The 24,374-nt window shown below is 70.2% G+C and carries 22 protein-coding genes; 6 read left to right on the top strand and 16 right to left on the bottom strand.

Annotated elements, in window-relative coordinates; translation table 11 throughout:
- Nucleotides 1–87: 87 nt before the first annotated feature.
- From FF041_RS08925 to FF041_RS08915, 3 genes are all read right to left on the bottom strand, one after another.
- Nucleotides 88–1,770, bottom strand: a complete 1,683-nt coding sequence (locus FF041_RS08925) for a hypothetical protein (RefSeq protein WP_153521802.1) — start codon at nt 1,768–1,770, stop codon at nt 88–90.
- Nucleotides 1,771–2,098: 328 nt separating this feature from the next.
- The gene (locus FF041_RS08920; protein ID WP_153521800.1) at nt 2,099–3,436 is read right to left on the bottom strand and encodes a class I SAM-dependent RNA methyltransferase; all 1,338 of its coding nucleotides are present in this window, start codon (nt 3,434–3,436) and stop codon (nt 2,099–2,101) included.
- 239 nt (nt 3,437–3,675) lie between these two features.
- A complete protein-coding gene (locus FF041_RS08915) occupies nt 3,676–5,724 on the bottom strand; it encodes an APC family permease (RefSeq protein WP_323391480.1) in 2,049 nt (682 codons plus the stop codon).
- A 212-nt stretch (nt 5,725–5,936) separates the two neighbouring features.
- Between FF041_RS08915 and FF041_RS08910 the strand changes: the two genes are divergently transcribed.
- Both FF041_RS08910 and FF041_RS08905 read left to right on the top strand, forming a co-directional pair.
- Nucleotides 5,937–6,605, top strand: a complete 669-nt coding sequence (locus FF041_RS08910) for a potassium channel family protein (RefSeq protein WP_323372171.1) — start codon at nt 5,937–5,939, stop codon at nt 6,603–6,605.
- Nucleotides 6,605–7,273: a potassium channel family protein gene (locus tag FF041_RS08905; protein WP_153485880.1), complete on the top strand. Its 669-nt coding sequence runs from the start codon at nt 6,605–6,607 to the stop codon at nt 7,271–7,273. Before FF041_RS08910 ends, FF041_RS08905 begins: the two co-directional genes overlap by 1 nt.
- 109 nt (nt 7,274–7,382) lie before the next feature.
- Here the strand turns inward: FF041_RS08905 and FF041_RS08900 are convergent, their stop codons facing one another.
- The 7 genes from FF041_RS08900 to FF041_RS08870 all read right to left on the bottom strand — a co-directional run bounded on the left by FF041_RS08900 (nt 7,383) and on the right by FF041_RS08870 (nt 14,465).
- A complete protein-coding gene (locus FF041_RS08900; RefSeq protein WP_323391479.1) occupies nt 7,383–8,183 on the bottom strand; it encodes a DUF3159 domain-containing protein in 801 nt (266 codons plus the stop codon).
- 3 nt (nt 8,184–8,186) lie between these two features.
- On the bottom strand, nt 8,187–8,615 hold the full coding sequence (locus tag FF041_RS08895) for an OB-fold nucleic acid binding domain-containing protein (RefSeq protein WP_153485881.1): 429 nt from the start codon (nt 8,613–8,615) through the stop codon (nt 8,187–8,189).
- Nucleotides 8,616–8,832: 217 nt separating this feature from the next.
- Nucleotides 8,833–9,522 carry a response regulator gene (locus FF041_RS08890; protein ID WP_153485885.1) on the bottom strand — a complete coding sequence of 230 codons (690 nt, stop codon included), beginning with the start codon at nt 9,520–9,522 and terminating at the stop codon, nt 8,833–8,835.
- Nucleotides 9,523–9,640: 118 nt separating this feature from the next.
- The gene (locus tag FF041_RS08885; RefSeq protein WP_153485886.1) at nt 9,641–12,184 is read right to left on the bottom strand and encodes a sensor histidine kinase; all 2,544 of its coding nucleotides are present in this window, start codon (nt 12,182–12,184) and stop codon (nt 9,641–9,643) included.
- A 361-nt stretch (nt 12,185–12,545) separates the two neighbouring features.
- Nucleotides 12,546–13,334, bottom strand: a complete 789-nt coding sequence (locus tag FF041_RS08880; protein ID WP_323391478.1) for a DUF3710 domain-containing protein — start codon at nt 13,332–13,334, stop codon at nt 12,546–12,548.
- Nucleotide 13,335: 1 nt separating this feature from the next.
- On the bottom strand, nt 13,336–13,857 hold the full coding sequence (gene dut, locus FF041_RS08875) for a dUTP diphosphatase (protein WP_153521798.1): 522 nt from the start codon (nt 13,855–13,857) through the stop codon (nt 13,336–13,338).
- Nucleotides 13,857–14,465, bottom strand: a complete 609-nt coding sequence (locus FF041_RS08870; protein ID WP_323391477.1) for a PaaI family thioesterase — start codon at nt 14,463–14,465, stop codon at nt 13,857–13,859. The genes dut and FF041_RS08870 overlap by 1 nt, the downstream gene beginning before the upstream one ends.
- A 249-nt stretch (nt 14,466–14,714) precedes the next feature.
- Here FF041_RS08870 and FF041_RS08865 point away from each other — a divergent pair, with 249 nt between their 5' ends.
- Nucleotides 14,715–15,161 carry a DUF3093 domain-containing protein gene (locus FF041_RS08865; protein ID WP_153485890.1) on the top strand — a complete coding sequence of 149 codons (447 nt, stop codon included), beginning with the start codon at nt 14,715–14,717 and terminating at the stop codon, nt 15,159–15,161.
- Between the two features lie 21 nt (nt 15,162–15,182).
- On the opposite strand, the gene FF041_RS08860 is transcribed toward FF041_RS08865, so the two are convergent.
- The 4 genes from FF041_RS08860 to FF041_RS08845 all read right to left on the bottom strand — a co-directional run bounded on the left by FF041_RS08860 (nt 15,183) and on the right by FF041_RS08845 (nt 18,812).
- Complete coding sequence (locus tag FF041_RS08860; RefSeq protein WP_323391476.1) at nt 15,183–16,211, bottom strand: hypothetical protein; 1,029 nt, start codon at nt 16,209–16,211, stop codon at nt 15,183–15,185.
- Between the two features lie 13 nt (nt 16,212–16,224).
- The gene (locus FF041_RS08855; RefSeq protein ID WP_005310959.1) at nt 16,225–16,521 is read right to left on the bottom strand and encodes a DUF4193 domain-containing protein; all 297 of its coding nucleotides are present in this window, start codon (nt 16,519–16,521) and stop codon (nt 16,225–16,227) included.
- Between the two features lie 395 nt (nt 16,522–16,916).
- The gene (locus FF041_RS08850; protein WP_323391475.1) at nt 16,917–18,155 is read right to left on the bottom strand and encodes a sensor histidine kinase; all 1,239 of its coding nucleotides are present in this window, start codon (nt 18,153–18,155) and stop codon (nt 16,917–16,919) included.
- Nucleotides 18,156–18,158: 3 nt separating this feature from the next.
- Nucleotides 18,159–18,812, bottom strand: a complete 654-nt coding sequence (locus FF041_RS08845) for a response regulator transcription factor (protein WP_190123731.1) — start codon at nt 18,810–18,812, stop codon at nt 18,159–18,161.
- Nucleotides 18,813–19,150: 338 nt separating this feature from the next.
- On the opposite strand from FF041_RS08845, the gene FF041_RS37760 reads away from it, so the two are divergent.
- The gene (locus FF041_RS37760) at nt 19,151–19,318 is read left to right on the top strand and encodes a hypothetical protein (protein WP_194291967.1); all 168 of its coding nucleotides are present in this window, start codon (nt 19,151–19,153) and stop codon (nt 19,316–19,318) included.
- A gap of 192 nt (nt 19,319–19,510) precedes the next feature.
- On the opposite strand, the gene FF041_RS08840 is transcribed toward FF041_RS37760, so the two are convergent.
- Nucleotides 19,511–20,320 (bottom strand): inositol monophosphatase family protein, encoded by an 810-nt coding sequence (locus FF041_RS08840; RefSeq protein WP_153521796.1) that lies wholly within the window; start codon nt 20,318–20,320, stop codon nt 19,511–19,513.
- 9 nt (nt 20,321–20,329) lie between these two features.
- Nucleotides 20,330–21,457 carry a ferrochelatase gene (locus FF041_RS08835; protein WP_153485893.1) on the bottom strand — a complete coding sequence of 376 codons (1,128 nt, stop codon included), beginning with the start codon at nt 21,455–21,457 and terminating at the stop codon, nt 20,330–20,332.
- 302 nt (nt 21,458–21,759) lie between these two features.
- Between FF041_RS08835 and FF041_RS08830 the strand changes: the two genes are divergently transcribed.
- Both FF041_RS08830 and FF041_RS08825 read left to right on the top strand, forming a co-directional pair.
- Nucleotides 21,760–23,001 (top strand): MFS transporter, encoded by a 1,242-nt coding sequence (locus FF041_RS08830; protein ID WP_153521794.1) that lies wholly within the window; start codon nt 21,760–21,762, stop codon nt 22,999–23,001.
- Nucleotides 22,967–24,280, top strand: a complete 1,314-nt coding sequence (locus FF041_RS08825; protein WP_153521792.1) for a D-arabinono-1,4-lactone oxidase — start codon at nt 22,967–22,969, stop codon at nt 24,278–24,280. Before FF041_RS08830 ends, FF041_RS08825 begins: the two co-directional genes overlap by 35 nt.
- The last annotated feature ends 94 nt before the right edge of the window (nt 24,281–24,374 follow it).

Below are 24,374 nucleotides of genomic sequence, written 5' to 3'. Positions count from 1 at the left end.
AACAGAGCAGCCGGTCGATCGGGTTGGGACGTGCACGGGCGGCCGACTGTGCATTCTTCGGGCGCCGAGATTTCTTGAGGCGGGAGACTAGCGAGGTTCAGGAAAGCCTGGTAGCTCGAGAGGTGCGGGGATGAGGGGCAGGCCGTCATCTGGAGCGCCGTCCAAGAATACGCGGTAGTGCTCGCCGTCTGTGGGGCACAGGAGCACTTTCGTTCCCGCGCCCTGTCCGCTTCGCAGGGTACTCAGTGCATCAGCACCGTTGGTGGCGACGATTCGGTGATGGAGGAAGTGGACAGTCCCGATGTCCAGGGTTCGATTGCCGATGGTGATTTCGAAGTTCGGTGGTGTGAATCGAAGGCATTGGGGTTCACCGCCGAGAACCGTTTCAATTGCCGGGTCCATGGTCCCATTCAATGTGGCGGTGATGGTGGTCAGTAAAGGATGAACCATGCAGCGGCCTTCGATGATCAGCCGTGCCAATCGGACCATGATCCGTTCGGTGCCGCTGAAGGTGAAGGGCGCGGGAAAGTAGTTCTCGCAATGGCGCTGAATGACATCGAGGTCGGACAGGTACAGCAAGAGGTTCTGAGTTTCTTCGAGATCGTCGTCACTGCCGCAGCCGGCGAGTGTTCCCGAGCCGACGCTCATACCGTTGAGCATGAGGTCGAAATCACCGCCTCGCATGAGGCGCTGATGCAGACTCAGGATACGAGCAGCCTCGGATGGGCTTCGCCCGGCCAGCTCGAATGAGTAGCTGAGTGCAGGAACGGCACCCTCGCTGAAGGGAAGCATGAACTGCAGTCGAGCACCATGGATCTCGGCATCGATGGAGATCCCTAGGCCTCCGGAGCCGGTGCTGTTGACGGTCCCTGCATACCGGGCTGCCACGGAGCCGTGCGCGCCGAGGAAGGCCAGTTCCATGCTTTCACCGGATGCGGGCGGCCGGGGTGCAGGGCGCCAGATGACTTCGGCGTCGACGACTGTTTTCGCCAGCCAGGCCGGGCCGTTGACCGTAAGGCTCTCGACAGTCTCTGGAGGCAGCACAACTTCTTCTGCGGTGCCGAATCCCAGTGAGCGGGTCAGCGCCGCCTTCAGGCTGGGGCTCATGACCTCTGGACGTCCTGTCAGGGTCAGAGAGACCGGACTCACCGTGTGGGCCTGTGGGTGCTTGGCGCGCAGGGTCCGCTTGACCATTCTGCCTTGACGCTCGAAGTCCCAAGTCCAGTCCGGATCGACGTTGTCAGCCCGGATTCCCAGCGCGAAGATTCTCTGTGCAAGGTCCTCCGGATCAAAAAGGAGTGCCTTCTCCTGATTGAAGTCTCTGGCAGCTTCGCGCAGCTGATCCCTGGTGAAGCTGGCTTCCAGATCGGGGTACTGGGCGAATCGGCTGTCGAGCTCGGCACGATCCATAGCAGTGATCCGCACGGAGTGCTGACCCCGCAGCCGGTTGACGTAGGCGCGATCAGAGGGAGACAAGGTACAGGGCACTACAAGGGTCCATTCGACTGGACCGTGTTGCATGGCGCGATTGAAGGACTTCTTGATCGATGCGCGGCGACCCTTCATCGAGCCGGGGAACCCATCCGGGTAATACTTGAGCTGGAAGATCCGCAAACCTGCCTCTGTGGTGACTCCCACGTCGATGCCGCCGTCCCCGCCACGGCCGTTGACGGGAGTCACCTCGCCATGGTGCGCGAAGACTCTGTACAGCAGCGCTTCGACGTGTCGGTCGAAGGCCGGCTGCCCGATCCGGTCCCAGTCAATGGCCAAGGTGCCCTCCAAGTGCTGGAGAGATCCTGGCACGTGCCTACGACAACAGCCGAGTCGGCAAGGGCCGAACCAGGAGCTGCTGTCACTACCCACCGCCTCCCTGCCCTCGCGAGCGCTCGGGCAGGGGTGCGACATGGCTGCATCAGAGGCGTGGATCCAGCGTGCCGGAGCGTCAGCAGCAACGCTCAGTAACGGCAAAACCCATGGTCAAAGCACCGTCTGACCATGATCAACGAGCGTCAAACGAGCGTCACGAGCGTCAAATCAGCGTCAAGATATCGCCCGTAACGCCCACAACGCACATAATGCACATCGACAAAACCGCAGGTCAGACGGCCTTCTTAGTCGGTTCAAGGATCGCCACGCACTCCACATGGTGCGTCATCGGGAACAGGTCGAACGCCCGCAGCGTCCGCGACCGGTAGCCCGCCTCCGCGAAGTACTTCAGGTCCCGTGCCAGGGCCGCCGGGTCGCAGGCCACATAGGCGATCCGGCGTGCGCCCAGGCCCGCCAGGTGGCGGACGGTCTGCTTGCCCGCGCCCGCGCGCGGGGGGTCCAGGACGATCAGGTCCGTCTCGGTGATCCGGGTGCGCGGCAGGACCTGGTCGACCTTGCCCTGTTCGATGCGGACGCGGTCGAGGTCGGCGAGGTTGTGGCGGGCGTCCTCCACCGCGCGCTTGGAGGACTCGATGCCGAGCACCGCGCCGTCCTCGCCGACCCGCTCGGCGATCGCGCCCGCGAAGAGCCCGACCCCGCAGTACAGATCGAGCGCCGTCTCGCCCTTGCGCGGCATCAGCCCCTGCATCACGGCCTTCACCAGAACGTCCGCCGCCTCCGGATGAACCTGCCAGAAGCCGCCCATGCCGACGCGGTACGTACGGCCGTCCGCCCGCTCCCGTACGAACGCCCGGCCGTGCACCCGGTGCACCCCGCCGTCGCGCTCGTCGACCCGCAGCACCGAGACCGGCTTGTCCAGCTCCACCAGCGGCAGACGGCCGCCGGGGGCGGGAGTGAGGATGACCTGACGGTCGTGGGAGCCGGTCGCCGCGATCGCCTCCACGGACGCCATCTGCGGCCAGGACCGCTTCTCGACGCCCAGCTCGCTGACGCCGGGAGCCGCGATCATGCAGTGGTCGACCGGCTCGACCTCGTGCGAACGGTGCTTGCGCAGACCCGCCCGGCCCTCCGCGTCGATCGCGTACTGCACCCGGGTGCGCCAGGCGGGCACCTCGCCCGGCGGCAGCTTGTCACCGGGAGCGGGCATCACGGTGCCGTCCCAGCCCGCTTCCTCCGGGGTGAGGCCGGCGAGCCGGAGCAGCTGCTCGGCGATCACCTCGCCCTTGAACCGCCGCTGCGCGCCCGGCTTCACATGCTGCCAGTCGCAGCCGCCGCACTTGCCCGGCCCGGAGAACGGGCAGGGCGCCTCGACACGGTCCTTCGCCGCCTCGATGATCCGCACCGCGTCGGCCCGCAGAAACCGCGAGTCCTCGTCGCCGTCGGTGACCCGTGCGACGACCTTCTCGCCGGGCAGGGTGTGCCGTACGAAGAGCACCCGGCCGTCGTCGGTGCGGGCGACACAGTGTCCGCCGTGGGCGACGGGGCCGATCTCGACCTCGTACTCCTGCCCCACCAGCGAAGAAAGCGAAGACTCGGACGCGTTCTGCATGGCGGGGTGACTCCAGAGGTCTTGAAAGAGGTGAGCGAGGTGAGCGAGGCGAGCGAGGTGAGAGTGGAGGGTGAAGGGGGAGGGGCCGCGGTCTTGACAGACGGCCCAGCCGACCAGTCTACGTCGGTCACCGGGGGCCCGCCGCCGCTCACTCCCGGCCGCTCGGCTCCTCGGCCGCCGCTCACTCCCAGCTGCTCGGCCGCCGCTCACTCCCAGCTGCTCGGCCCCCTCGCCCGCCCTCACTCCCGGCCGCTCGGCTCCCTCGGCCGCTCGTCCACCGGGCCCCGGCGCACCGAGCCCGGCGCGCTCCAGTCCTGGCGCTTGCGGGCCCGCTTGCGCGCCGCCTCCGAGGACACCAGCTGATACGGGACCGAGGTCACCATCACCCCGGGAGTGAACAGCAGCCGTCCCTTGAGCCGCAGCGCGCTCTGGTTGTGCAGCAGATGCTCGTACCAGTGCCCCACCACATACTCGGGGATCACCACGCTGACCACATCGCGCGGGCTCTCCCGGCGCAGCCCCTTCACATACTCGACCACCGGCCGGGTGATCTCCCGGTAGGGCGAGTCCAGGATCTTCAGCGGCACATTGATGCCGCGCCGCTCCCACTCCGCCCGCAGCGCCTTGATCTCGGCGGGGTCCACATTGATGCTCAGCGCCTCCAGCTTGTCGACCCGCATCAGCTTGGCGTACGCCAGCGCCCGCAGGGTGGGCCGGTGGACCTTGGAGACCAGCACGATGGAGTGCACCCGGGACGGACGTACGCTGTCGTCGCTCGGCTCGTCGGGGGCCGCGATCTCCTCCGCGACCCGGTCGTAATGGCACCGGATCGCGGACATCACGCCGTAGAAGATCACCATGCCCAGCAGCGCCACCCATGCGCCATGGGTGAACTTGGTCGCGAGCACCACCACCAGAACCAGTCCGGTGAAGAAAGCCCCGAAAGTATTGATCGCCCGGGAGCGGATCATATGGCGGCGCTTGGCGGGGTTCTTCTCGGTTCGCAGATGACGGTTCCAGTGCCGCACCATGCCGGTCTGGCTGAGGGTGAAGGAGACGAAGACCCCGACGATATAGAGCTGGATCAGCTTCGTGGAGTCCGCGCCGTACACCCACACCAGCAGCGCCGCGGCCCCGGCCAGCAGCACAATGCCGTTGGAGAAGGCGAGCCGGTCGCCGCGGGTGTGCAGCTGGCGCGGCAGATAGCGGTCCTGCGCCAGTATCGAGCCGAGCAGCGGAAAGCCGTTGTACGCGGTGTTCGCGGCCAGGAAGAGCACCAGGGCGGTGGCCGCCGCCAGCAGGACGAAGAAGAACGTGCCGTCACCGAAGACAGCCGCCGCGACCTGGGAGATCACCGGGTCCTGGACATAGCTCGCGCCGACCGCGACGCCATTGCTGAGCAGATCGTGCGCCGGATTCTCGGCCATCTTCACATCGGTGGCCATCGCCAGGCCGATGATGCCGCAGAACATGGTGACCGCGAGAAAACCCATCAGCGCCAGCGTGGTGGCCGCGTTCCTCGACTTCGGCTTACGGAAAGCGGGGACCCCATTGCTGATGGCTTCGACGCCGGTGAGCGCAGCACAGCCGGAGGAGAAGGCCCGCAGCAGGAGAAAGACCAGCGCGAAGCCGGCCAGCCCCTGATGTTCCGCCTTGATCTCGAAATCCGCGGTCGGGGCCTTCATGGAGTCGCCGAGGATCAGCCCCTTATAGGCGCCCCAGGCGATCATGGTGAAGACGGCGGCCACAAAGATATAGGTCGGAATCGCGAAGAGCTTGCCCGACTCCCTGACCCCCCGCAGATTCATCAGCGTCAGCAGCACAATGATCGCGACCGCGCACAGAACCTTGTTCTCGACCACGAACGGGATCGCCGAGCCGAGATTCTCCACACCGGAGGAGATGGAGACGGCGACGGTCAGCACATAGTCGACCAGCAGGGCGCTGGCGACGGTGAGACCGGCCTTGGGGCCCAGATTGGTGTTGGCGACCTCGTAGTCGCCGCCGCCGCTGGGATAGGCGTGGACGTTCTGCCGGTAGGAGGCGACCACCGTGAACATCAGGACCACGACCGCGAGGGCGATCCACGGGCTGAAGTGGTAGGCCGACACGCCCGCGATGGAGAGCACCAGCAGGACCTCGCCGGGCGCGTACGCCACGGACGACAGCGGGTCGGAGGCGAAGACAGGCAGCGCGATGCGCTTGGGGAGGAGCGTTTCCCCCAGCTTGTCACTGCGCAGCGCCCTGCCGATCAGAATGCGTTTGGGCAGGTCGGTCAGTTTGGACACGGAGAGGATCGTAAGCGTTCGATATGGGCCCCGCCCACCACACCACCCCCGCTCTCCGGCGGAATCTCCGGCTCCTCCTGATACCCGGTGTCCTTGTCCTGCCTGGCATGTGTAGCTTGGGCGAAGGTCTGAGACCCTTTAAGCCAGAGCACCGTTAAATACTGAGCAAAGAATTGCCATCTGCCCGGGCAGTGGCAGCCGGAAGGACGGTCGTGCACATCGTCATCATGGGATGCGGGCGAGTGGGAGCCGCTCTCGCGCAGACCCTGGAGCAACAGGGGCACACGGTCGCGGTGATCGACCAGGACCCCACCGCCTTCCGGCGACTGGGCTCCTCGTTCGGTGGTCGCCGGGTGACCGGCGTCGGCTTCGACCAGGACACTCTGCGCGAGGCGGGCATCGAGGAGGCGGGCGCGTTCGCCGCCGTCAGCAGCGGCGACAACTCCAACATCATCGCCGCGCGGGTCGCGCGCGAGATGTTCAACATCGAGAATGTCGCGGCCCGGATCTACGACCCGCGCCGCGCCGAGGTCTATCAGCGCCTCGGCATCCCGACCGTCGCCACGGTCCGCTGGACCGCCGACCAGATGCTGCGCCGGCTGCTGCCCTCCGGGGCCGAGCCGCTGTGGCGCGATCCGAGCGGTGGGATACAGCTCGCGGAGGTGCACACCTCGCCCGCCTGGATCGGACACAAGGTCAGCACCCTCCAGGAGGAGACGGGGGTGCGGGTCGCATTCCTCACCCGGCTCGGGGAGGCCGTGCTGCCGACCTCCGGGACCGTGCTCCAGGAGGGCGACCTCGTGCACGTGATGATGCGTACGGATGAGATCGAGAAGGTCGAGGCGGCCTTCGCCGAGGGCCCCGAGGAAGGCGGTCAGTGATGCGGGTCGCTATCGCGGGCGCCGGCGCGGTGGGCCGTTCCATCGCCGGGGAACTGCTGGAGAACGGGCACGAGGTCCTGCTGGTCGACAAGGCGCCGACGGCGATCTCGGTGGAGCGGGTGCCGCAGGCGGAATGGCTGCTGGCCGACGCCTGCGAGATCACCTCGCTCGACGAGGCGGCGCTCCAGCGCTGCCATGTGGTGATCGCGGCGACCGGTGACGACAAGGTCAACCTGGTCGTGTCGCTGCTGGCCAAGACGGAGTACGGGGTGCCGAGAGTGGTGGCCCGGGTCAACAACCCGAAGAACGAGTGGCTCTTCAACGAGTCCTGGGGCGTGGATGTGGCCGTCTCCACGCCGCGGCTGATGTCGGCGCTGGTGGAGGAGGCGGTGAGCGTCGGCGATCTCGTACGGCTGCTGCGCTTCAGCCACGGCGACGCCAACCTGGTCGAGCTGACCCTGCCTCCGGAGTCCGCGATCGCGGGCACCCAGGTGGGGGACGTGGCCTGGCCCGAGGACACCTCGCTGGTCACGATCATCCGGGGCTCCCGGGTGCTGACCCCGACCTCGGAGGAGACCCTCGAAGCGGGCGACGAACTGCTCTTCGTGGCGGCGCAGGCCCGTGAGGAGCAGCTGGAGGACCTGCTCTCGGTCCGCCGAGAGGTCTAGTCCACCCGGGGCCTCGCAGGGCCGCAGAGCCCCCTTGGAACGCGTGGAGGGGCCCGGCCGACCGGCCGGGCCCCTCCACGCGTTCCAAGGACGGATGTGACGGGAGGCGTTACGCCTCGGTCCGCGAGGCCGCCGCCCGGCGCTCCTTCTCCGCGCGCTCCTTGGCCTCCAGCTCCGCGAACACATCGATCGGCGGCGGTGCCTTGGCGAGGAACACCCAGGTCAGATAGACCGCCAGCAGGAACGGCGGAATCTTCAGCGCGACCAGGACCCAGCCCAGCTGGGTGGTGTCCGCCCACCAGTACAGCGGGAAGAGGATCGCGCACTTGGCCAGCAGGATCAGCCCCCAGGCCCAGCTCGCCTTCGCATAAGCCTTCTTACGGCCGGGGTTGCGGGTCCGCCAGGAGAGGTTCTCCTTGAAGACCGGGCCGAGGATCAGGCCGATCAGCGGGGCGCCCGCGAGGGTGGTGATGATGTACGCCAGCCCCAGGCCGAGCGTGTACAGCATGCCCGGCAGATAGAAGTCCTTGGCATTGCCCGTCATCATCGCGAAGACCACGCCGAAGGCCACCCCGAAGACCCCGCTGAACGCGTGCTTCACGGTGTCCTTGCGGACCAGCCGGACCGCGACGAGCACCAGCGAGACCGCCAGCGCCGCGATCGCGGAGATATGCAGATCCTTGTTGACCGTGTAGATCGTGACGAACAGCAGTCCGGGCAGGACGGTCTCCACCATGCCGCGCACACCGCCGAAGGCCTCGAACAGCGCCGCCTCCGTGACGGCCCTGGAGTCGTCGGCCGGGGCGGCGTCGCCGGCTGTCGTGGCGGTTCCCGGGGAGTCCTCGGGGCCTGAGCCGCTCTGCAGCGGATCGTTCGTCGTGGTCGTGGTCGGCTTGTCGAAGGACGTCACCGGCTACTCCTGTCCGAGCGGTCGGAGTTCGTATTTGGGGTTGAACAGCACACGGCGTCCGTGGCTCATGGAGATTCTGCCGGAGGCGATGAGCCTGCGGCCCGGTTCTATGCCCACGATGGAGCGGCGGCCGAGCCAGACGACGTCCAAGGGCGCCGTACCGTCGAACAGCTCCGCCTCCAGCGCGGGCACTCCGGCCCGTGGACGCAGCGTGACCGTGCGCAAGGTACCAGTCACTCTGACGATCTGGCGGTCACCGCACTCGGCGATGCGGGTGCACCCCGACGCCTGCGCGTCCTCCCGCAGCTCCTCGGACTCCAGGTCCTGCTGCGAGCTGGACAGCCGGTCGAGCATACGGCGGAAGCGGCCGGCCGGCTTCGCAGCCCTGTCGGCCTGCCCGGAACCGCTCCCGGGAGGGGGTACAGCACTCATGGAGCAAGCCTACCGGCCGACGGCCCGGAGCCCGGCGTCCTGGAGCCCGGCGTCCCGAGCCCGGCGTCCCGGACGGCGGGCCTCCGCACGCCGGACCCGTACAGCGGCACGCCGCCGTGCGTACGGGAGCGCGCCGCCCTGCCCTGCTCGGATGCCTCGGACGTGCATCCCGTACAGACGTACAGACCTACAGACGTACAAGATGTACGCCCCCCGCTCACGAGCGTTCGAAGCGGTACCCCATCCCCGGCTCGGTGACGAAGTGCCGGGGATGCGAGGGATCGGCCTCCAGCTTCCGCCGCAGCTGCGCCATATAGACCCGCAGATAGTTGGTCTCGGTCCCGTAGGACGGCCCCCAGACCTCCTGGAGCAGCTGCTTCTGGCTCACCAGCCGGCCCGTGTTCCGCACCAGCACCTCCAGCAGATGCCACTCCGTGGGGGTCAGCCGGACATCGCGCCCGTCCCGGTGCACCTTCTTCGCCGCGAGATCGACGGTGAAACCCTCCGTCTCGACGATCACCACATCGTCGTCCCCGCCGCCCACCGGCTCCGCCCGGCGCACCGCGGCCCGCAGCCGCGCCAGCAGCTCGTCCATCCCGAAGGGCTTGGTGACATAGTCGTCCGCGCCCGCGTCCAGCGCCTCCACCTTCTCGTCCGAGGTCTGGCGGGCGGAGAGCACCAGGATCGGGACCCGGGTCCAGCCGCGCAGCCCCTTGATCACCTCGACGCCGTCCATATCGGGCAGACCGAGGTCGAGCACCACGACATCGGGATGCCGGGCGGCGGCCAGCTGGAGGGCGGTCGCGCCGTCCGGGGCCGCGTCCACCTCGTACTTGCGCGCCTTCAGATTGATCACAAGAGCGCGTACGATCTGCGGCTCGTCATCGACCACCAGCACCCTCGTCATCGCGGGCCTGCCTCTCTGCACTTCTGCTGCGCTGGCATCCGGTGCTCTGCGATCCGCCGAGCTCCCCTTCCGGGGGGCTTCGCGCGGCGTACTGTCGTCATGGCGGCGGCCGGCCCGGTCATGAGGTGACCTGGGCGGGAAGGTCGGGGCTCACGGGCACCGCTCCGGGCGCGGCCCTGAGGGTCAGGACCATGGTCATTCCACCGCCGGGGGTGTCCTCGGCGGTGAGGGTGCCGCCCATGGCCTCGCTGAAGCCCCGGGCGACCGCGAGACCGAGGCCGACCCCGGCGCCGCGCGGGGCGTCCCCGTACCGCTGGAACGGTTCGAAGATCCGGTCCTTCTCGTCGTCGGGGACTCCGGGCCCCCGGTCGGCGACCCGTACCTCGACCCGGTCCCCGAGGGCGCTCGCCGCCACCGTGACCGGGACCCCGTCGGGGCTGTACTTCACGGCGTTCTCGACGATGTTGGCGACCGCCCGTTCCAGCAGTCCCCGGTCGACGGCCACCATCGGCAGCGACTCGGGGATGTCCAGCTCCACGCTCTCGTCCGGCACCGAGACCAGCGCCATCGGCACCACCTCGTCCAGATCGGTCACCCGGATCAGGGGGGTGACGGTACCGGTCTGGAGCCGGGACATGTCCAGCAGATTGCCCACCAGATGATCCAGCCGGTCCGCGCCGTTCTCGATCCCCTCCAGCAGCTCCGCCTCGTCCTCATCGGACCAGGACACGTCGTCGGAGCGGAGCGAGGAGACCGCGGCCTTGATCGCGGCCAGCGGGGTGCGCAGATCGTGGCTGACGGCGGCCAGCAGAGCCGTGCGGATACGGTTGCCCTCCGCCATCCTGCGGGCCTCCTCCGCCTCTCCCACCAGCCGCTGGCGGTCCAGCACCACGGCGGCCTGCGCGGCGAACGCGGCCAGCACCCGCCGGTCCTCGGCGGGCAGCACCCGGCCGGAGAGCGCCAGCGCCATGTCGTCGCCCACGGGCATGTCCACATCGGCGTCCTCGGGCCGCACGACCGACCGGGGGCCCACGCTCCCCGCCGTGGTCCAGGGCTCCACATCGCTCTTGCGTTCGAGCAGTGCCACCGACTCCATGCCGAAGGTCTCCCGGACCCGCTGGAGGAGCGCGTCCAGCGTGGTCTCGCCGCGCAGCACGCTCCCGGCGAGGAAGGACAGGATCTCGGACTCGGCGCGCAGCCGGGCCGCCTGATGGGTGCGGCGGGCCGCCAGATCGACCACGGAGGCCACCGCGACCGCCACCGCGAAGAAGATCACTATGGCGACGATGTTCTTGGGGTCGTACACCGTCAGGGTGCGCACGGGCGGGGTGAAGTAGAAGTTCAGCAGCAGCGAGCCCACCGCGGCGGAGGCGAGCGCCGGCAGCAGCCCGCCGAGCAGGGCCGCGGCCACGGTCAGGAAGAGGAAGAGCAGCACGTCGTTGGCGAGCCCGAGCGAGTCGTTCAACGCCGTGAGCAGCAGCGAGAGCAGCACGGGGGCGACGACTCCGACGAGCCAGCCCGCGATGATCCGGGAGCGGCCGAGCCGCGCGCCGCGCGCCACCGGAAGTCCCCGGCCCTTGCCGGCCTCGTCATGGGTGACGATATGGACGTCGAGATCCGGCCCCGAGTCACGGGCGACGGTCGCGCCGACGCCGGGGCCGAAGATGTACTGCCAGGCCTTGCGGCGGCTGGAGCCCAGCACGATCTGGGTCCCGTTGACCCCGCGCGCGAACTCCAGCAGCGAGGCCGGGATGTCATCGCCTATGACGTGGTGGAAGGTGCCGCCGAGATCCTCCACCAGGGTCCGCTGGACGGCGAGCTCCTTGGGCGAGGCGGAGGTCAGTCCGTCGCTGCGGGCTATGTAGAGGGCGAGGATCTCGCTGCCGGAGCCCTTGGCCGCCATCCGGGCCGCGCGGCGGATCAGGGTGCGGCCCTCGGGCCCGCCGGTGAGACCGACGACGATGCGCTCGCGGGCCTGCCAGGTGGAGCGGATGTTGTGCTCGCCCCGGTACTGCTGGAGATACTCGTCGACCCGGTCGGCGACCCAGAGCAGGGCCAGCTCCCGCAGCGCGGTCAGATTCCCCGGCCGGAAGTAGTTGGACAGGGCCGCGTCGACCTTGTCCGGTTTGTAGATGTTGCCGTGGGCCATCCGGCGGCGCAGCGCCTGGGGCGACATGTCGACGAGCTCGATCTGGTCCGCCCGGCGGACCACCTCGTCGGGCACGGTCTCCCGCTGCCGTACGCCGGTGATCGACTCGACGACGTCGCCCAGCGATTCGAAGTGCTGGATGTTGACCGTCGATATCACGTCGATTCCGGCGGTGAGCAGCTCCTCGACGTCCTGCCAGCGCTTGGCGTTGCGCGAGCCGGGCACATTGGTGTGCGCCAGCTCGTCCACGAGCGCGACGGCGGGGCGGCGCTCCAGGACGGCGTCGACGTCCATCTCCGTGAAGACGGAGCCCCGGTACTCCAGCTCCCGGCGCTGGAGCTGCTCCAGGCCGTGCAGCATGACCTCGGTACGGGGGCGGTCGTGGTGCTCCACGAAGGCCACCACGCAGTCGGTGCCGCGCTCCACCCTGCGGTGCGCCTCGGAGAGCATGGCGTAGGTCTTGCCGACGCCGGGCGCCGCGCCGAGATAGATCCGTAGCTTGCCGCGTCCCATGGCCTCATTGTCTTTCGAAAACTGCTGGTCGCGCTGGCGAAAACCGCTGTCGCGCCGGGGTGAGCCGGTCGCGCTGCGATGACCTTACGGCGAGCGAATCCGGCAATTCGGTCCTGATGGGGGCGGGGGGCTGCTATTTGACGCAATTCTGATGCGTCTCCGTCCGGCCGGGGCGCAAGCGGGGAGAACCGGGGCCCGGCAGGGGAAAGCGCGGGGCCGCACCCCCGGGCGGGGATACGGCCCATGGACTGCGGCGCTCGGCCCAGTGCACCTCGGCGCAGAGCACCTCGGCTCAGCCGACGCTCGGCCCAGTGCACCTCGGCAGTGCGCCTCTGCACCTCGGCTCTCAGCCCGCCTCGGCTCAGCGCACCTCGGTGATCTCGGGACCGCGCTGGAGCTGCCCCATGCCACCGGAGAAGCGGGAGCTCTCCTGGTCCTCCTGCTGGACGCCCCCGGGCACCATCTGCGCGTCCTCGGGCAGCTTCAGCACGATCGGGTCGCGCGGCGCCATCGGCCCCTCGCCCCGGAGCACGACCGTGTCCCGGAAGATCTGCTCCAGCAGTCCGGCGGCCTCGGGCTGCACCGCGCCCTGGCCGGAGATCACTCCGCGCAGGAACCAGCGGGGACCGTCCACACCGACGAAGCGCACCAGCTGCACACCGCCCGTGCCGTCCGGCAGCTGTACGGGCACCTGGGCCCGCAGCTCCCAGCCCAGCGGGCCCTCGACCTCGTCGATGACGCCGCCCTGCTGGGTGATGCCGGAGGCGATCTCCTCGCGGACCTCGCCCCAGATGCCCTCCTTCTTGGGCGCGGCGAACGCCTGGAGCTGTACGGCGCTGTCGCGCAGCACCACCGTCGCCGCGACGATCGCGTCACCGGCGACCTCGACCCGCAGCTCCATGCCCTCGACGCCGGGCACGAAAAGACCGCCCAGGTCGACCCGGCCCTCGCCGGGCAGCGTGACCTCGGAGATGTCCCAGGGGCCGTCCGGCCGCGGCGCCGGCGGGAGATTCACCCGGCGGCGTCCGTCCGCGGCGCTCTCGCCGGCGGCGTCCGTGTCGCGCTCGGCTGACAAGTCGGCGACTCGCTCGGCCTCGCCCGCTGCGTCCGCGTCCTCCGCGGAACCACTCTTCTTGCGACGTCCGAACACGTCACTGTCCTTCCCGGTCGGATACGACGGAAGCGTATCGATTCCCACCCGTTGAGCCGTCCACCCCGGCGTGACCGCCTGTGGACCCGAAGCCCCCCTCGGCCCGCGCCGAGCCGGGAAGCTCCGCCACCTCGTGGAAGCGCACCTTCTCGACCTGCTGGACGACCAGCTGCGCGATGCGGTCGAACTTCTCGAACCGCACCGTCTCGCGCGGGTCGAGATTGACCACGATCACCTTGATCTCCCCACGGTACCCGGCATCAATCGTCCCCGGGGCATTGACGAGGGCCACACCGAGGCGGGCCGCGAGTCCGGAGCGCGGGTGGACGAAGGCGGCGTACCCGTCGGGGAGGGCGATGGAGACCCCGGTGGGCAGCACGGCCCGCTCGCCGGGGGCCAGCTCGGCGGCCTCGCGGGTGACCAGATCGGCCCCCGCGTCGCCGGGGTGCGCGTAGGACGGCAGCGGCACCTCGGGGTCCACCCGGCGGATCAGCACATCGACGGGGCTGGGCGTCTGGGACATCAGGGATTCACCTCGAAGGCGCGGACGCGCCGGATCTGGTCGGGATCGGCCATGGCGGCCTTGATCTCGTCCGGGCGGCCGTTGTCGATGAAGTGGTCGACCATGACCTCGATGAAGAGGGCCTGCGCGCGGACGGCGACCGGGCCGTCGGGGCCTCCGGTGCGGCCCACCGCGGTGGAGTAGATCTTGCGTCCGGCCACGGCGGTGACCTCGGCCTGGAGGTGGAGCACGGTGCCCACGGGCACGGGCCGTACGAAATCGGTCTCCAGCCGGCCGGTGACCGCGATGGTGCGCAGCAGCCAGTTCAGCGAGCCCAGCGTCTCGTCCAGGGCCGTGGCCAGCACACCGCCGTGGGCCAGACCCGGTGCGCCCTGGTGGGCGGACTGCACGGTGAACTCGGCCGTGATGCTCACACCGTCCCCGGCGCGGGCCTGGAGATGCAGACCGTGGGGCTGGCCGCCGCCACAGCCGAAGCAGTGGTCGTAGTGCGCGCCGAGCAGCTCGCCCGGTGCGGGGGCCTCGGGGTGGCGCACCGGCGGTATGGCGTCCGGCGGCGGGGTCAGGGCCGAGGGCGCGCGCTCCGCCTCCCGGGAATTCACAGTGCTCACAGGCGCAGACCTTACCCGCGGTCGCGCCGGCCGGTTCAACCCGAGTGGACGGTGCGGCCGGGGTGGGGCCGTCCGGCGGTCGCGTGGGCCGGCCCGACCCGGGTGGACGGCCGGTCCGACCCGGGTGGACGGTACGACCGGGGGCTCGCCCCGGCCGCGCGCCGGCCCGTTCGACCCGAGGCGACCGTGCCGCCGAGGTGGGGTACCCGCCCGGAAACCGGGCGACCGCACCGTGCCAAGCTTGGCGTCATGCAGCCTTCCGCCCCGCGCTACGACGAACGACTGACCGCTCCCCGTGCCTGGTGGGCCATCACCGCTCTGGCGGCGGCCTCCGGCGGTCTGGTGACCTTTCCGCTCGGCACTCTGCCCGCGCTCGGCGGAGTGGTCGTGGCGGGGGTGCTCGCCGTGGCCCTGGTGAGCTCCTACGGGTCGGCCCGGATCAGGGTGGTGGCGGGGTCGCTGGTGGCGGGCGACGCCCGGATCCCGCTGACGGCCCTGGGGAAGCCCGAGGTGCTGGACGCCGAGGAGGCGCGCGCCTGGCGCTCGTACAAGGCCGACCCGAGGGCCTTCATGCTGCTGCGCAGCTATGTCCCCACGGCGGTGCGGATCGAGATCACCGATCCGGCCGACCCGACTCCGTACGTCTATCTCTCCACCCGGGACCCCGAGGCCCTGGCCGCCGCGCTGGCGGCCTGAGGCCGACCCGGCTCGTACGGGTCAGCTCTCCAGCTCAAGGGGCTTCTGAAGGCCCTCCAGGGGCCTTACGGGCTGCTCCAGCGGCGGCAGCGCGGGCAGCGCGTCCCAGGGGACCTGCCGGGCCCGCAGATCCCTGCGCACCCGGTCGGCGAGCGCGCGGGTGTCCCGCCGGTTCATCACCGCGCCGACCGCCGCGCCGACCATGAACGGCATCAGGTTCGGCAGATTGCGGATCGTGCGCTTCATGATCTGCTGGCGCAGCTCACGCTTGAGTCCGCCGCTGAGCGCGGCGTTCTTGTACGTGGTGGGCTTGGCCACGTCGATGCCGCGCTCCTGTGACCAGGCGGTCAGATACGCGGTGCTGCGGTCCTTGAGGGAGCCCTCGGGCCGCAGGCCGTAGACCTCGTACAGCTCGGCTATGAGCTTGAGCTCGATCGCGGCGACGCCGGTGATCTCCGCCGCCAGCTCGGCCGGCATCGCCGGCGGCACGGGCAGCATCGCCGCCGCGCCCACGCCCGCGCCCACGGTGGCGGTCGCGTTGGCCGCGCCCGCGACCAGCTTGTCGGCAAGCTGCTCGGGGCTCAGGCCGGGGAACTGGGTGCGCAGGGCCGAAAGATCGCGCACCGGCACACGCGGCGCGATCTCCATGATCCGGTCGGCGACGTAGCCCATGGCGGCCTTGGCGCTCTCGCCGCTTCTGCGGACGCCTTGGCGCACGGCCGAGAGCCGGCCGAACCGGGTCCCTGGCCCGGGCCGGTCCGCCGGATCGGCGGGAAGCCCTCCGGGGCTCTCGCCCGGGAAGGCCACGACGACTCCCTCACGGGCGTCGCCCGGGAGGTCGTCGACGGCTCGCCCGCGCGGGAGTGTGCCGAGCGAGGCCGTAAAAGCCTGCCCGTCGTCGCCCCCGGTGTCCCGGGTACGGGGCGGGTGGGCGGTCCAGTCGCCGGCGGAGGGCTCTGCGCCGTCCGCCGATGCTGTCCCGCCCTGGTGCGCTTCCGGCTGCACAGGGCGCCGGAAGCGCTGCTTCCAGGACGGTGTCTCGCCTGCCACGGCCGACCTGACCTCAGTCGCAGTCGCGGCAGATCGGCTGGCCGTTCTTCTCACGGGCCAGCTGGCTGCGGTGGTGGACCAGGAAGCAGCTCATGCAGGTGAACTCATCCGCCTGCTTGGGCAGCACCCGGACGGCCAGTTCCTCGTTGGACAGGTCCGCTCCGGGCAGTTCCATGCCCTCGGCTGCCTCGAACTCGTCGACGTCGACGGTCGAGGTCGACTTGTCGTTCCGCCGGGCCTTCAGTTCCTCAAGGCTGTCGGAATCGACGTCGTCATCGGTCTTACGTGGGGTGTCGTAGTCCGTTGCCATGTCGCTCTCCCCCTCTGGGTGGTTGCGGTGTCTCCAGCGCACGTAACGCGTGAGAGGCCGGACTTGTGCCCGACCCGAGGCGGAGATTTTGCCTCACATCAAGGTCTGTTACTCAATCGACACCCAACCGGATCCCCTGAGAGTGATCGGGTTGGATGGCGATGGGGACCGTACACGATCCGAATGTTGCAGCTCACGGGTGCCACCCCGTGTACTTCCCGTGATCTCACCCCCTGGAAACCCGGACTTTCCCGGCTTTCCGGTGCGAGGCTTGATCACAGAGAGTGGATGGCCGGAAAGCCATCCCTGTGATCGATCACACATGCACAACCCGGGAACAGGTCCCGAAAATTCCGCCTAAAGCGAACGAAGTGCCTGGTGGTCGAGCAGGGCCCTCACAGAGGAAGAGTGACACGCATCACGAGCCCTCCCCCCTCGCGGGGTTCCGCGATGATACGTCCCCCGTGGGCCCGGGCCACCGACCGGGCGATGGAAAGGCCGAGACCCACACCCTTGTCGCTGCCGGTGCGGTCCTCCCTGAGCCGCCGGAACGGCTCCCAGAGGTTGTCGATCTCGTACGCGGGCACCACAGGGCCGGTATTCGACACCACCAGAACGGCCTGGCCGTGCTCCACCCCGGTGGTCACCTCCACCCAGCCCTCCTCGTGGACGTTGTACCGCACGGCGTTCTGCACCAGATTCAGCGCGATCCGCTCCAGCAGCACGCCATTGCCCTGGACGACCGCCGGGGTGCGCTCCCCGCGGATCTCCACGCCCTTCGCCTCGGCCTCGGCGCGGGTCTGGTCGACCGCGCGGGCGGCGACCTCGGCCAGGTCCACGGGCTTGCGCTCGAAGGTCTGGTTGTCGCTGCGGGCCAGCAGCAGCAGGCCCTCGACCAGCTGCTCGCTGCGCTCGTTGGTGGCCAGCAGGGTCTTGCCCAGCTGCTGGAGCTCCAGCGGGGCGCCCGGATCCGAGAGATGGACCTCCAGCAGGGTCCGGTTGATGGCCAGCGGGGTGCGCAGCTCGTGCGAGGCATTGGCCACGAACCGCTGCTGGGCGGTGAACGCCCGGTCGAGCCGGTCCAGCATCTCGTCGAAGGTGTCGGCGAGCTCCTTCAGCTCGTCGTCCGGGCCGTCCAGCTCGATCCGCCGGGAGAGATCCGATCCGGCCACCCGGCGGGCGGTACGGGTGATCTGGCCCAGCGGCGAGAGCACCCGGCCCGCCATCGCGTAACCGAAGGCGAACGCGATGATGCTCAGCCCGAGCAGCGCGAAGAGCGAACGCTGGAGCAGATCGTCCAGCGCCACCTCGCGCTCATGTGCGAAACACGTGGCCAGCACGGCATTGGCCTGATCGGCCGAGAGGCCGGGGGCGAGCTCCGGGCACGCGTCGCTGGTGCGCTGGATCTTGCTCTCCGGCAGCAGCTTGAACGGCAGCGAGCTGCCCGAGGTCAGCGCCTGAGCGGCGAGCAGATAGATGATCGACAGCAGCAGCACCCCGGCGATCAGGAACATCCCGCCGTACAGCAGGGTCAGCCGTATCCGGATCGTCGGGCGCAGCAGGGGACGCACAGGGTCGCGCGGGTCCCAGGTGGGCTTCGGAGGCGCCCCGGGGGGCGGTGGAGTCGCTGCCACGGGTCAGATCCGGTAGCCGGAGCCGGGCACGGTGACGATCACGGGAGGCTCGCCGAGCTTGCGGCGCAGCGTCATCACGGTCACCCGCACCACATTGGTGAACGGGTCCGTGTTCTCGTCCCAGGCCTTCTCCAGCAGCTGCTCGGCCGAGACGACCGCGCCCTCGCTGCGCATCAGCACCTCCAGCACCGCGAACTCCTTCGGCGCGAGCTGGATCTCCCGGCCGTCCCGGAAGACCTCGCGGCGGTTGGGGTCGAGCTTGATCCCGGCGCGCTCCAGCACGGGCGGCAGCGGCACGGTGGTGCGCCGTCCCAGCGCCCGCACCCGGGCGATCAGCTCGGTGAAGGCGAACGGCTTGGGCAGATAGTCGTCCGCGCCCAGCTCCAGACCCTCCACCCGGTCGCTGACGTCTCCGGAGGCGGTCAGCATCAGCACCCGGGTCGGCATGCCCAGCTCGACGACCTTCCGGCACACATCGTCACCGTGGACCAGCGGAAGGTCCCGGTCCAGGACGACCACGTCGTAGTCGTTGACGCCGATGCGCTCCAGGGCCGCGGCGCCGTCGTACACGACGTCGACGGCCATGGCCTCCCGGCGCAGTCCGGTGGCCACCGCATCGGCGAGCAGCTGCTCGTCCTCGACGACGAGTACGCGCACGTCTCGTTTCCTTCCTCAGGGCCCGTTTCACATGATCAGGGCGGGTTCGCGCACGGGCTGTGCGTATCCATCCTGCCCGTTACGCGCGTAAACCGGCTGTAAGGCGCAGTGCGCTCAGGGTGGCCGGGCCTCCCTGGAGGGAACCCGCCGGATTCCCGGGCCGGTTGAGGTTTCCCCGGCGGAAGGCCGGGGGAGGACGAGAAGACACCCACGATCACGCCCAGTAGCGGCACACACCCTGAAACGTGCCAGAAGTGATCATTTCGACCCCGCTGCGGCGGGGGAATCCGAATCCACGGCACACCCCCGTGCCACCGACCCACGCCGAGGGGGCGCACATGGACGCATTCACCGCGGGACTGCTGCAGCGCATAAAGGCTGCGGAGACGGACCTCACCCTGGCCCGTGAGACGGGCGACGACTTCCTGGCGGAGGTCGAGCAGGCGGAGCTGGACGATCTTCACCGTCTGGCGGCCGAGCACGGTGTCGAGGTCAGTGCGGTGTAGCCGGCCGATCCGATCGCCCGGGCGGCCCCGGCGTGAGCACCATCACGCCGGGGCCGCCCGCTGCCCGGGGACGACCCCTGGCGGGGGGCGGTGCTCCGGCCCCGTATCCAGTCGCGAGTGCCCCAGCAGTGCGGGTGCTCCGGACCCGTGCTCCGGACCGTGTCCCGGTCGGCGCCGGCTGTCTCGGGCGGCTCAGTCGTGCCAGGCGCCGAACTCCTCCAGCAGCTCCCGCAGCGGCTCGAAGACGCCGGGGGGCGCCGCCACCGCCAGCTCGTACGACGGGCCGCTGCCCGGCCGTCCGCCCGTCAGCGCGCCCGCCTCGCGCGCGATCAGATCGCCCGCCGCCAGATCCCAGGGGTTGAGCCCCCGCTCGTAGTACCCGTCCAGCCGGCCCGCCGCGACATCGCACAGATCCACCGCCGCCGAGCCGCCCCGGCGGATGTCCCGCAGCCGGGGGATCAGCCGCTGCGCCACATCGGCCTGATGGGTGCGGACCGCCGTCACATAGTTGAAACCGGTGGAGACCAGCGCCTGCTCCAGCGGGGCCGCCGGACGGCAGCGGACCGGCTGGTCGCCGAGGTACGCCCCGCCGCCGAGCACGGCCCGGAAGGTCTCGCCCCGCATCGGGATCTCGATCACCCCGGCCACCGTCTCGCCCCGGTACTCGGCGGCGATGGAGACCGCCCAGGTGGGCAGGGCGTAGAGATAGTTCACCGTGCCGTCGAGCGGGTCGATCACCCAGCGCACCCCGCTGGCGCCCGCCACGGACGCGCCCTCCTCGCCGAGGAAGCCGTCGTCCGGCCGGTGCTCGGAGAGAAAGCCGGTGATCAGCTTCTCGGCGGCGATGTCCATCTCGGTGACCACGTCGATGGGGCTGGACTTCGTCGCGGCCACCCCGAGATCGGCGGGCCGCCCGTCGCGCAGCAGCTCTCCCGCCCGCCGCGCGGCCTCCAGGGCGAGATCGAGCAGCTCGGAACGGAGCGGGTCACTGGTGCCGGTCAAGGACACTCCTCACGCACAGGGGCTGTCGGCGCCCGCCGCCGCGGGCCTGGGGGCACGCGCCGGGCAGCAGCCGATGGGACAGAGATCGTGCGACGGGCCGAGCGAGCCCAGCGCACAGCGCTCGACGGACCGGCCGCGCTCGGTGGCCGCCCGCTCCAGCAGCAGTTCCCGCACGGCGGCGGCGAACCTCGGATCGGCGCCGACCGTCGCCGAACGGCGCACCGGAAGACCCAGCTCGGCCGCCTTCGCCAGGGCCTCCGTGTCCAGGTCGTACAGGACCTCCATATGGTCCGAGACGAACCCGATCGGCACCATCACGGCCGCCCGCGCCCCGGCGGAGTGCAACTCCTCCAGGTGGTCGCAGACATCCGGCTCCAGCCAGGGGATGTGCGGGGCCCCGCTGCGCGACTGATACACCAGCCGCCAGGGGTGCGCGACGCCCGTCTCCTCCCGCACCGCGTCCGCGATCAGCCGGGCCACGTCGAGATGCTGGCGCACATACGCCCCGCCGTCGCCGTGCTCCGCCACCGGGCCCGAGGTGTCGGCCGCGGACCGGGGGATGGAGTGGGTGGTGAACGCCAGATGGGCGTCGGAGCGCACCTCGGCGGGCAGCTCGGCCAGCGACTTCAGCACGCCGTCGACCATGGGGCGCACAAAGCCGGGGTGGTTGAAGTAGTGCCGCAGCTTGTCGACGCGCGGCGGCGAAAGCCCCTCCGCCGTCAGCGCGGCGAGCGAGTCCGCGAGATTCTCGCGGTACTGGCGGCAGCCCGAGTACGAGGCGTAGGCGCTGGTGGTGAGGACCGCGATGCGCCGGTGCCCGGCCAGGGTCAGCTCGCGCAGGGCGTCGGTCAGATACGGCGACCAGTTGCGATTGCCCCAGTGGACCGGGAGATCGAGGCCGTGCTCGGCGAAATCCTCGCGCAACGCGTCCAGCAGGGTGCGGTTCTGCTCATTGATGGGGCTGACCCCGCCGAACAGGAAGTAATGCTGCCCCACCTCTTTGAGCCGCTCCTCCGGGATGCCGCGGCCACGGGTCACATTCGCCAGGAACGGGACGACGTCATCGGGACCCTCGGGGCCGCCGAAGGAGAGCAGCAGCAGGGCGTCATAGGGGGAGGGGTCACGCTCATCGGACATGGCTCCGATCCTGCCACCCGCCACTGACAGCCGGAGCACCCACCCGCCGCCACGACGGCGAAATCCGGACGCCTGGCGTCGCGACCGTAAAATCAGAACATACGGTGAAATCCGGGCTATCAGCGGCAAATCGAAAGCCGGAAACCCGAAGCCGAAAGCCGGCAGCCGGAACCCGATCCCGGAACCCGAACCCCGAACCGCCTGCGCCCCCAGCCCGGGAGCGCCGAAAAACCAGGTATGCGCGAGCCGCCCCCGGGCGTAACCTGCCAGGGCCATCCCTCCGCCCGACGGGAGCCCCCGGCTTGCCCAGCCCCTACCGCGCCCTCTTCGCCGCGCCCGGCAGCGGGCTGTTCTCCGCGGCGGGAGCCCTCGGACGAATACCGTTCGCGATGACGGGCATCGGCATCGTGACCATGGTGTCCCAGCTCACCGGCCGTTACGGAATCGCCGGCGCGCTCTCCGCGACGCTGGCGCTCTCCACCGCACTGCTCGGCCCCCAGATCTCCCGGCTGGTCGACCGCTACGGACAGGCCAGAGTGCTGCGCCCCGCCGCCCTGGTCGCGGTGGCGTCGGTGAGCGGTCTGCTGCTCTGCGCCACCCGGTCCGCGCCCACTTGGACGCTGTTCCTCTTCACCGCCACCGCCGGCTGTGTGCCGAGCGTGGGCGCCATGGTCCGGGCCCGCTGGGCGCACATCCACCGGGGAGCCCCGCGCGAACTGCACACCGCGTACTCCTGGGAATCGATCGTCGACGAGATCTGCTTCATCTGCGGTCCGATCGTCGCGATCACCCTGTCCACCGCCTGGTTCCCGGCCGCGGGCCCGCTGCTCGCCTCCGCTCTGCTCCTGACCGGCGTCTTCTGGCTGACCTCCCAGCGCGCCACCGAACCGCCCGTGCACCCGCGCCCGGAGCACGGCGGCGGCTCCGCCCTGCGGATCCCGGCCCTGCGGGTCCTGGCGCTCACCGCCGTGGCGACCGGCACGGTCTTCGGCTCGGTCGACGTGGTCACCGTGGCCTTCGCCGAGGAACAGGGCGCAAAGGCCGCCGCCGGACCGCTCCTCGCGGTCTACGCGCTCGGATCCTGTGGCGCCGCCGCCGTCTTCGGGCTGCTGCGGCTCAAGGGCCCGGCCGGACGCCGGTGGCTGATGGGAGTCACCGCGACGGCCGTGAGTATTATCCCCCTGCTGCTGGTCGGGAATCTGATCGTTCTGGCCGTGGCGCTCTTTGTCGCGGGCCTCGCCGTAGCACCCACCATGGTGACGACGATGGCCCTCGTCGAACGGCATGTGCCGCGTTCCAGCCTGACCGAGGGCATGACCTGGGTCGGCACCGGCCTCGCGGTCGGTGTCGCGCTCGGCTTCTCGTCCGGGGGATGGGCGATCGACGCGTACGGCGCGGAGACGGCGTACACGGTGCCCACGATCGCGGGAGCGGTCGCGGCCATGGTGGCGTTCCTGGGGTACCGCCGGCTGCGTGAGCCGGCGCCGGCGCGGGAGGGGCGACGGGTCGATGAGCACGGTACGAGCGACGCGAGCATGGCGTAACTGGGCGGGCACCGTCACGGCCCGGCCCGTCCGCGAGGTCACCCCCGCGTCCGCCGCCGAAGTGGCCGACGCGGTCCGGCGGGCGGCCGAGGACGGACTGCGGGTGAAGACCGCCGGCGCGGGCCACTCCTTCACCGCCATAGCCGCTGCCGACGGGCTGCTGATCCGCCCGGAGCTGCTCACCGGCATCCGCCGCATCGACCGTACGGCGATGACCGTGACGGTCGAGTCCGGCACCCCGCTGAAACGGCTGAACGCCGCGCTCGCCCGGGAGGGGCTCTCCCTCACCAACATGGGCGACATCATGGAGCAGACCGTCGCCGGGGCGACCAGCACCGGCACCCATGGCACCGGCCGGGACTCCGCCTCCATCTCCGCGCAGATCACCGCCCTGGAGCTGGTGACGGCGGACGGTTCGACGCTGCACTGCTCCAAGGAGGAGAACCCCGAGGTCTTCGCCGTCGCCCGGGTCGGGCTCGGCGCGCTCGGCGTGATCACCGCGATCACCTTCGCCGTGGAGCCGCTCTTTCTGCTGAACGCGCGCGAGGAGCCGATGACCTTCGACCGGGTCACCGCCGAATTCGACGCCCTGTACGCCGAGAACGAGCACTTCGAGTTCTACTGGTTCCCCCACACCGGGAACTGCAACACCAAGCGCAACAACCGCAGCGCGGGCCCCGCGGCCCCGCTCGGCGCGGTCAGCGGCTGGATCGAGGACGAACTGCTCGCCAACGGCCTCTTCCAGGCCGTCAACTCACTGGGCCGGGCCGTGCCCGCCGCCATCCCGGCGATCGCCGGGATCGCCAGCCGCGCCCTCTCCGCCCGCACCTACACCGACATCCCCTACAAGGTCTTCACCTCCCCGCGCCGGGTGCGGTTCGTGGAGATGGAGTACGCCCTGCCCAGGGAGGCCGCCGTGCCGGCGCTGCGCGAGGTGCGGGCGATGATCGAGCGCTCCCCGCTGAGGATCAGCTTCCCGGTGGAGGTGCGCACGGCCCCGGCCGACGACATGGCGCTCTCCACGGCCTCGGGCCGGGAGAGCGCCTATATCGCGGTGCACATGTACCGGGGCACGCCCTACCGCGCGTACTTCGCCGCGGTGGAGCGGATCATGACGGCGCACGGCGGCCGTCCGCACTGGGGCAAGCTCCACACCCGGGACGCGGCCTCGCTCGCGGCGGTCTATCCGCGGTTCGGCGAGTTCACGGCGGTACGCGACCGGCTGGACCCGGAACGGCGGTTCGGCAACGACCATCTCCGGCGGGTGCTCGGTGACTGAGGCGTGCGGCGCCGTCGCGACCGGGGGCCCGGTGACTGAGGCGTATGGCTTTGTCGTGACTGGGCGCCCGGCGACCGAGGTATGCCGCGAGGCC

Origin of the sequence: Streptomyces jumonjinensis, from assembly GCF_009600885.1 — a bacterium.
GTDB classification, from domain to species: Bacteria; Actinomycetota; Actinomycetes; order Streptomycetales; family Streptomycetaceae; genus Streptomyces; species Streptomyces jumonjinensis.
The sequence above is the reverse complement of the archived record's forward strand: the minus strand, read 5'-3'. Positions and strand labels throughout refer to the sequence as shown.

Excerpts from the sequence above, each read along its gene's own strand:
- FF041_RS08920 (WP_153521800.1), bottom strand. The coding sequence starts at position 3,436 with ATGCAGAACGCGTCCGAGTCTTCGCTTTCTTCGCTGGTGGGGCAGGAG.
- FF041_RS08905 (WP_153485880.1), top strand. The coding sequence starts at position 6,605 with ATGCGGGTCGCTATCGCGGGCGCCGGCGCGGTGGGCCGTTCCATCGCC.
- FF041_RS08895 (WP_153485881.1), bottom strand. The coding sequence starts at position 8,615 with ATGAGTGCTGTACCCCCTCCCGGGAGCGGTTCCGGGCAGGCCGACAGG.
- FF041_RS08890 (WP_153485885.1), bottom strand. The coding sequence starts at position 9,522 with ATGACGAGGGTGCTGGTGGTCGATGACGAGCCGCAGATCGTACGCGCT.
- FF041_RS08885 (WP_153485886.1), bottom strand. The coding sequence starts at position 12,184 with ATGGGACGCGGCAAGCTACGGATCTATCTCGGCGCGGCGCCCGGCGTC.
- dut (WP_153521798.1), bottom strand. The coding sequence starts at position 13,857 with ATGTCCCAGACGCCCAGCCCCGTCGATGTGCTGATCCGCCGGGTGGAC.
- FF041_RS08865 (WP_153485890.1), top strand. The coding sequence starts at position 14,715 with ATGCAGCCTTCCGCCCCGCGCTACGACGAACGACTGACCGCTCCCCGT.
- FF041_RS08855 (WP_005310959.1), bottom strand. The coding sequence starts at position 16,521 with ATGGCAACGGACTACGACACCCCACGTAAGACCGATGACGACGTCGAT.
- FF041_RS37760 (WP_194291967.1), top strand. The coding sequence starts at position 19,151 with ATGGACGCATTCACCGCGGGACTGCTGCAGCGCATAAAGGCTGCGGAG.
- FF041_RS08835 (WP_153485893.1), bottom strand. The coding sequence starts at position 21,457 with ATGTCCGATGAGCGTGACCCCTCCCCCTATGACGCCCTGCTGCTGCTC.
- FF041_RS08825 (WP_153521792.1), top strand. The coding sequence starts at position 22,967 with ATGAGCACGGTACGAGCGACGCGAGCATGGCGTAACTGGGCGGGCACC.